We start from the raw sequence: 7,333 nt of genomic DNA, 5'->3' as shown, positions 1-7,333 counted from the left end.
GACCAGGAGGTCGCCATGACCACCCCCGCCCCCGACGCACAGGTGGTGTTCGTCGGCTACAACGCCGCCTACCTGCGCGCGATCGACGGCAGCGTCCCCAGCGGATCGGTCGTGGTGATCGAGGAACCCGACATCATCCGCAAGCGCGAACTCCAGGACGCGGCAGGCCGCTTCGACTGCCTCGACCGGATCGTCCCGGCCGACTACCAGCAGTCGGCCGGCGCCCTCGACCTGGCGGCCGAACTGTCGGCCGCGCGCCCGGTCGCCGCCGTCGTCCCGGGTCTGGAGTACGCGGTGCCGGCCGCGGCCGCACTGGCCGAGAAGCTCGGGCTGCCCGGAGCGACCGGGACGGCCGCGCAGGCGCTGCGGGACAAGGTCCGACTGCGCGAGGTCTCCGCCGCGGGCGGCGTCCGCAACCCGCGCTGGCGCGAGGTGCACGGCCCCGCGGACATCCTCGACTTCGCCGACGGCGGAGCGGTGGTGGTCAAGCCCGCCAACCGGCAGGCCAGCGTCGGCGTGCAACTGCTCGACTCGGTCGACGCCACCACCGCCGCCCAGGCCTGGGAGCGCACCTCGTCGGCGGCTGAGTACGAGCAGGTACCCGACCGGCCGCTGGCGTGGCGCTTCCTCGCCGAGGAACGCCTGCACGGCCCCGAGTACAGCGTCGAGGCCCTGGTACGGCAGGGCGAGATCGTCTTCGAGAACGTCACGGCCAAGACCGTCGTCCCCGGGCCGTACCCGGTCGAACTCGGCCATCTGCTGCCCGCCCCGCTCGACGAGGACATCCAGAGCGCGTTCGCCGCGGCGATACGGGCACTGGTCGCCGCCACCGGCTTCGAGACGGGCATCCTGCACGCGGAGTGGATCCTGACCGAGTCGGGCCCCACGCTGGTCGAATGCGCCGGCCGCTGCCCCGGCGACTACCTGATCGACCTCATCGACCTGGCCTACGGCACCCGGATCCGGCTGACCCTCATCGACCTCTTGGCCGGCCGCCCCGTCGACCTGCCCCGGTCCGCGCGGCAGACCTCCGCGATCCGCTTCCTCGCCGCCGAGCCCGGCACCGTGAGCGAGGTCTCCGGCGTGGACAGCGCGCGGCGGCTGCCCGGCGTCCAGGTCGCTGAGGTGGATGTGCAGGCCGGCCAGGAGGTCCGGCCGTGGGCGTCCTCCTGGGACCGCGCCGGGCACGTCATCGCGACCGGGCCCGACGCGCACACCACCCGTCGGCGCGTCCTGGACGCCGACGCCGCCATCCGCATCGCAACCGATTGAGGAAACACATGTCTGTTCTGTGGCAACGCGTCCGCGGATGGCGCGGGTCCATACCCGGAGGGTCGGTCGGCTTACGGCTGGCCGTGATGGCGATCATCGACGCGGTCGGCACCGGTGCCTTCCTCGCCGTCTCCGTACCCTTCATCACCAGGTCGGTCCACCTGTCGGAGGGCACACTCGGTCTCGGCCTGACCCTGTCGGCCGCCATCGCCCTGGGTACGGCCATCCCGATCGGCGTCCTCGCCGACCGGATCGGCCCCAAGAAAGTGCTCGTCGGGGTCAGTCTGTGGCGCTGCGCCTGCTTCGTCGTCTACCCGCTCGTACAGAACCTGTGGCAGTTCCTGACCGTGGTGTGCCTGCTCGGCCTGGTCGACAAGGCGGCCGCGCCGATGGAACAGGCCCTGGTCGGGCAGGCCACGGCGACCGAGGACCGGGTCAGGGTGGTCGCGATCCTGCGCTCGCTGCGCAACGTCGGTTTCACCGTCGGCGCCCTCCTGGGCGGCATCGGTCTGCTGATCGACACCCGGGCCGGATACAGCGTGATCCTGCTGGTCAACGCCGCTTCTTTCGCCGTGCTCGCGAGCCTGGCCGCCCGGCTGCCGGTGCTCAGCGCCCCGGCCAAGAGCCTGCGCCGACGCTTCTCCGTCAGTGTGCTGCGGGACGGCTCGTTCCTGTCGTTCACCGGCATCAACGCCGTGCTCACCATGCATATGACCCTGCTGAGCATCGGTATCCCGCTGTGGATCGTCAAACACACCGACGTCTCCTCGGCGCTGATCTCCCCGCTGGTCGCGGTCAACACCGTGCTCGCGGTCGTCTTGCAGGTGCGGGCCAGTCGGGGCACCGACACCATCGCCGGTGCCGCACGCGCCCTGGTGTGGGCCGGCATCTCGCTCGCACTGTGCTGCCTGCTGCTGGTCGCGGCGCCGAAGCTGCCCGTCGTCCTGGCCGTCGGCGTGCTGCTGCTGGCCATGGTCGCGCTGACCGGCGGCGAGCTGTTCCAGTCCGCCGGTGGCTGGGGCGGCTCCTATCTGCTCGCGGTGCCCGGCCAGGAGGGCGTCTACCTCTCGGTCTTCTGGCTCGGCGTGGCCGTCCAGCAGATCGCGGCCCCGGTCCTGGTCAGCCTGGTCGTCACCACCGGCACCACGGGATGGGTCGTCCTGGCGGCGCTGTTCGCCGTCTGCGGTCTCGCCGCGCCGGGCATCGGCCGCTGGGCGCAGTCACGGGCGGACAGCAGACCCCGGCCAGACACCAGCCTGGCCGAGGCCACGTAACCCCGTTCCATCACCGGCCTCCCGGCCGAACAGAGTCGATCACCATCCAAGGAGAGACATGTCCGTTCCGCTGTATGTTCCCGCCGGTGAGGGCGAGTTCGTCAACATCCGGGACACCAAGAGGACCTACCTCAAGCTGACCACGCCGGACTCCGACGGGGAGTTCGGCTTCTTCGAGCACCACATGGCTCCCGAGGCGAGTGGCGCCGCCCCGCACATCCACAAGCAGTCCACCGAGATGTTCTACGTGGTGAAGGGCGAGATCGAGTTCACCATCGGCGACCGCAAGGTGGTGGGTGAGCCCGGCGCATTCGCCTACGTCCCCAAGGGCGAGCCGCACGGCTTCACCAACAGGGGCAACGAGGACGCCACACTGTTGATCATGTTCTACCCGATCTACAACCGCGAGGACTACTTCCGCGGCCTGGGCCGGCTGACCGCCAACGGGCGCAACCCCAGCCTGGAGGAACTCCAGGAGCACATGGCGAAGTACGACCAGTTCATGGTCTGACCTCACACACGAGGCCGACGAACGGGGCCTGGCAGCGATGTCGCTGCCAGGCCCCGCTGTGCGTGCCGCCTTACGTGCCGCCGTACGTGCCGTTGCTCGTGCCGCCGTCAGTCCTCCGCGCGGTCCCCGTTGCGGGAGCGCCACATCAACTCGCGTACCTGCTCGGCGAGTTCGGCGACCGGGCCCGCCACCACGGCACCGGGGAGAACGTCCTGGACGGACAGCGGACTCAGGGGCGAGGTGATGGGCACACCCCACTCGGCCTTCCAGTCCCGGGCCTGCTGGGCCGAGCTCGCGTACACGATCCGGCCCAGTCCGGCCCAGCCGTGCGCGGCCGCGCACATCGGGCAGTGCTCGCCCGAGGTGTACACGGTCGCCGTGGCCCGTTCCTCGGCCGGCAGATGGGTCGCGGCCCAGCGGGCGAGTTCGAACTCCGGATGCCGGGTCGGATCGCCGGTGCTGGTCTCACGGTTGCGGTCCTCGGCGAGGATCTTGCCGTCCGCGTCGACCAGCACGGACCCGAACGGCCAGTCGCCGGCCTCCACCGCCTCGGCCGCCAGCTCGATGCAACGACGCAGATGGGGCAGGTCGGTCTCACCGACGGTGTCGGCGCGGTCGGTACCGCTCTCGGAAAGGTCGTGGTCGTTGAGGGCCACTGTTCACTCCGTCTCTTGGATCGTGTCGGCTACGGCCGGTGCGCGGCCAGGGTCGCCAGTGCCTGCCACGCCACTTCGGGCCGCAGGGTTTCGTCCGGGTCGCCGTGATAAGGATCGACAAGCACGGTCTCGGCACCGGCGAGGCGCAACTCCTCGATGTCCTCGAGAATCTGCTCCAGGGTGCCCTCGCCGGCCCGACGGTCCGGGTCGTCGACCGGCTTTTTCGTGACCTTCAGATAGATGCGCGGCGCCAATTCCGGCATCGGCCGACCGGCGTCGGCCGCACTCTGCTTCAGACGGTCCAAGGCTTCCCTGAACCAAGGCATGGTGAACCGCAGCGGATGCCACGGAGAACCAAGACGTACGGCCCTTCGGATTGCGGCGTCGCTGTTTCCGCCGATCCAGATCGGAATCTGTCCACAGCCGTAGTCCGCCTCGTTCTCCCAGGCGGTCCTTATGGTTTGAAGGTGTTCGTCGGTCAGCGCCCCGCGCCGTTCGAACGGAACCCCCAGCGCCTCGAACTCTTCGCGCGCCCAGCCGACCCCGACACCGAGGGTCAACCGGCCGCCGCTGAGTTGTTGCAGGTTGGCAGCCATACGGGCGACCAGCAGCGGGTGCCGGTAGGGCGTGATGAGAACCGTCGTACCCAGGCCGATCCTGCTCGTGATTCCGGCCAGCCAGGCAAGAGTTGTGACAGGTTCGTAAAAGGGAGCGGGATATTGTCTGGCGACATCCGACGTGATCGCCACATGGTCGGAGAGCATCAACAGGTCGTAACCGAGACCCTCCGCGGTTTTGGCCCAGCGGGCCAGGTTGTCCGGGTTCGCACCCGGGCCGAAGTTGGGGACGTTCACACCGATCCGCATGCCCCAACCCTAGCAACTCCACAACAGCGGCGCGCAGTTGTCGACGGCGTCGGCTTTCCGCGGTGCGAATGGCCGATAAGCGTCGGCCGGTCATTTCTCACCCGGCGAACCGAAATTCCTCGAATCCGTCCGGTGCGCTGTGCACAGGTCCAGAAGAAGGAGTACGACAAGGACGGCCGCCGTCGCCGGGAAGAGCGCGGACGGGCCGCCGAGGGAGAGCAGGGGACCACCCGCGAGCGAGCCGATACCGGTACCGCCGTCGAAGGCGATGTTCCACGCGACCCCGGCCACACCGAGTCCGCCGGGGCGGTCACCGGCCGCCCGCAGGGCGAGGACCAGGGTGGCGCTCTGGACGGCGCCGAAGCCCGCTCCGAACAGGGCGGCACCGGTCAGCAGAAGCGCCGGCACGCCGGAGGCGGCTCCCGCCGCCGTGCCGAGGGCCGTGACCAGAGCGGCGGGCAGCAGCACCGGGCGGCCTCCGTAGCGGTCGATGAGCCATCCGGCGCCGAGCCGGGAGAGCACGGTGGCGGCCTGCGCGGCAAGCAGCGCCCGGGGTGCGGCCGACGCGGTCAGCGGCAGGAAGGTGAAGAGGACGCCGTACGCCGTGGTGGAGGCCGTCTCCACCAGGAGCGGGCCGGTCATGGGGCGCAGTAGCCGCCATGTTCCGCGCACGGCATGCGGACCGCCGGAGCGGGGTCCGGCCGGCCGGGCGGGTCCAGCGGCACGAGGCAAGCCGAAGGAACCCGCCAGGACCAGCGCGGCCGTGCCCGCCGCCAGGGCGAAGGCGACCGGGTACGCCTCCCGCCGGGCCAGGGCGACACCCAGCGGGGCACCCAGAACACCGGCGACACCGACCACCGCGCCGTACCAGCCGATGGCTCTGCCCCGGCTGCCGGATGGGAACAGTTCGGCGGTGAGGGTGACCCCGGCGACGACGAACACGCCGAAACCCAGCCCGCGTACCGCCACCAGACCGGTCAGGACGGGCAGGGTGGAGACGGCCGGGAGCACCAGGCACGGCAGTCCGAGCAGCGCACCGCTCAGGGCGAGCGAGTGCCGCTGTCCGAGCCGTGCGAACAGCCACGGCGTGAACGGCTGGACCACCAAGGTGGCCGCCATCATGGTGGCGGTGAGCGCTCCGGCGCCGGACGGTCCGGCGCCGGAGCGGACGGCGTACGCGGGCATCGCACCGAGCAGCAGATTGAAGCCCGCGAAGCCGCCGAACGCGGCGATCAGAGCGCCGGCCACCGCTGCCCGGCGCCGTCCGGCGGACAGCGCCGGGACCTCGCCCTGCCCGGATCCGCGTCCCCGATCTCGTACCACCGTCATGTCAGGAGTTGTCGAGCGGCAGTCCGGGCGGGTTCACCTCCGACTTGGCGACGGCCTCGTTGGAGAGGTTCCAGGCGGCCAGCCACTTGGCGTACTGACCGTTCTCGATCAGGTAGTTGATCGCGTCGGCGATGGGCTTGGCGAGCCCGCTGCCCTTCTTCGAGGTGGCCGCGATCAGACCCTGGAGCGACGCGCCTGCGCCGGAGAACGTGCCGGCGTTGGCCGTGGGCGTGGGTGTCTTCGCGGTCTGGGTGACGTGGTAGGCGATGGTCGGGTTGGGGCCGAAGTGCGAGTCGATCCTGCCGCTGCTGAGCGCCTGGTAGACGCCGTTGTTGTCCGGGTAGTGCTTGATGGTGAGTGTCTTGCCCTCGCTCTGCAACTTCTTCTGCCACTCGATGAGGATGCGCTCCTGGTTGGTGCCCGATCCGACCTCGACCGTCTTGCCCGCCAGGTTCCGGTAGTCGCCGTCGAACCTCCACTTGCTGGACTTCAGCACCTCGAACGCGAGGTTGTCCTGTCGGTAGGAGGCGAACTCGTACTTCCTCTTGCGCTCCTCGGTGTCGGTGACGTTGGAGAAGGCCACGTCCACCTTGCCGCTGTCGACGCCGATGAAGAGGTTGTCCCAGGTGAAGTTCTGGCTCTGCGGTTCCAGGCCCAGGACCGCGGCGACCAGCCGGCCGATGTCGGTCTCGGAGCCGGTGAGGGTCTTCTGGTCGTCACCCACGTAGTCGAGCGGGGCGGAGCCGGAGGGCAGGGCGCCGTGGCCGATCACCAGCTTGCCGCTCTTGCGTACGGCAGCGGGCAGTTCGGCGCTGATCGACTTGACCTCGGACACCTTGAGGGTGACCTCCTTGGCGGCGCCGTGCGAGAGCCGACCGATGGTCACGCTCCCGGAGGCGGCGTCGTCGGTCTTGGTGGCGGCGGCGCTGTCCCCACCGCAGGCGGTGAGCCCGGTGGCGAGAGTGGCGACGGCAGTCGCCGCGGTGATGCCGCGTATCAGGCTACGTCGGGTGACGTGGGTAGACATGGCCGTTCCTTGTCGCTCGGGAGAAAGGTGGTGGCGTGGGGGAAGGAAATCGTTGGTACGCCGTGGGGGCGCAGGGGAAGGCGGTGGACCGGACGACGTTGCTCAGGACGTACGGGGTCCACTCGTCGAGGCGGGTGCGATGACCGGCCGGCAGGCGACAACGCCACAAGTTGGGAAGGCATGGAGGCCGACCGAGCGCTGCTCCGACCGGCTGAAAGGCTTCGCTGTGTCGCCCTCAGGCACGGCAGGACCGCGGCCGCGTTCGGTGCAGCGATCGGACTCGCGCCGTTCCGCTGCGGTCAGGCTCCGTACGACAACGGAACCCAGGTCGCGAGCCGTGGGACGGGGGTCAGCAACAGATCTCGTCGAACTGGTCGGCGCGGCGGCTCACCCAGAAC

General features: G+C 70.0%; 7 protein-coding genes. 3 read left to right on the top strand and 4 right to left on the bottom strand.

Annotated features, from left to right (window positions below):
- The 3 genes from FNH09_RS23810 to FNH09_RS23800 all read left to right on the top strand — a co-directional run.
- The coding region (locus FNH09_RS23810) for an ATP-grasp domain-containing protein (protein WP_238427029.1) at window positions 1–1,272 on the top strand (1,272 nt) is incomplete at its 5' end.
- 86 nt (window positions 1,273–1,358) lie between these two features.
- Entirely contained in the window at window positions 1,359–2,546 is a 1,188-nt protein-coding gene (locus FNH09_RS23805; RefSeq protein WP_162468999.1) for an MFS transporter, read from the top strand.
- Between the two features lie 58 nt (window positions 2,547–2,604).
- A complete protein-coding gene (locus FNH09_RS23800) occupies window positions 2,605–3,057 on the top strand; it encodes a cupin domain-containing protein (protein WP_152891313.1) in 453 nt (150 codons plus the stop codon).
- Window positions 3,058–3,164: 107 nt separating this feature from the next.
- Here the strand turns inward: FNH09_RS23800 and FNH09_RS23795 are convergent, their stop codons facing one another.
- The 4 genes from FNH09_RS23795 to FNH09_RS23780 all read right to left on the bottom strand — a co-directional run bounded on the left by FNH09_RS23795 (window position 3,165) and on the right by FNH09_RS23780 (window position 6,935).
- Window positions 3,165–3,713 carry a deaminase gene (locus FNH09_RS23795; protein WP_162468998.1) on the bottom strand — a complete coding sequence of 183 codons (549 nt, stop codon included), beginning with the start codon at window positions 3,711–3,713 and terminating at the stop codon, window positions 3,165–3,167.
- Between the two features lie 29 nt (window positions 3,714–3,742).
- Window positions 3,743–4,579 (bottom strand): LLM class flavin-dependent oxidoreductase, encoded by an 837-nt coding sequence (locus tag FNH09_RS23790; protein ID WP_152891311.1) that lies wholly within the window; start codon window positions 4,577–4,579, stop codon window positions 3,743–3,745.
- 90 nt (window positions 4,580–4,669) lie between these two features.
- A complete protein-coding gene (locus tag FNH09_RS23785; protein WP_152891309.1) occupies window positions 4,670–5,908 on the bottom strand; it encodes an MFS transporter in 1,239 nt (412 codons plus the stop codon).
- 1 nt (window position 5,909) lies between these two features.
- Window positions 5,910–6,935 (bottom strand): transporter substrate-binding domain-containing protein, encoded by a 1,026-nt coding sequence (locus tag FNH09_RS23780; protein ID WP_152891307.1) that lies wholly within the window; start codon window positions 6,933–6,935, stop codon window positions 5,910–5,912.
- Between the last annotated feature and the right edge of the window lie 398 nt (window positions 6,936–7,333).

It is taken from the genome of Streptomyces adustus, assembly GCF_009377175.1.
GTDB classification, from domain to species: Bacteria; Actinomycetota; Actinomycetes; order Streptomycetales; family Streptomycetaceae; genus Streptomyces; species Streptomyces adustus.
The sequence above is the reverse complement of the archived record's forward strand: the minus strand, read 5'-3'. Positions and strand labels throughout refer to the sequence as shown.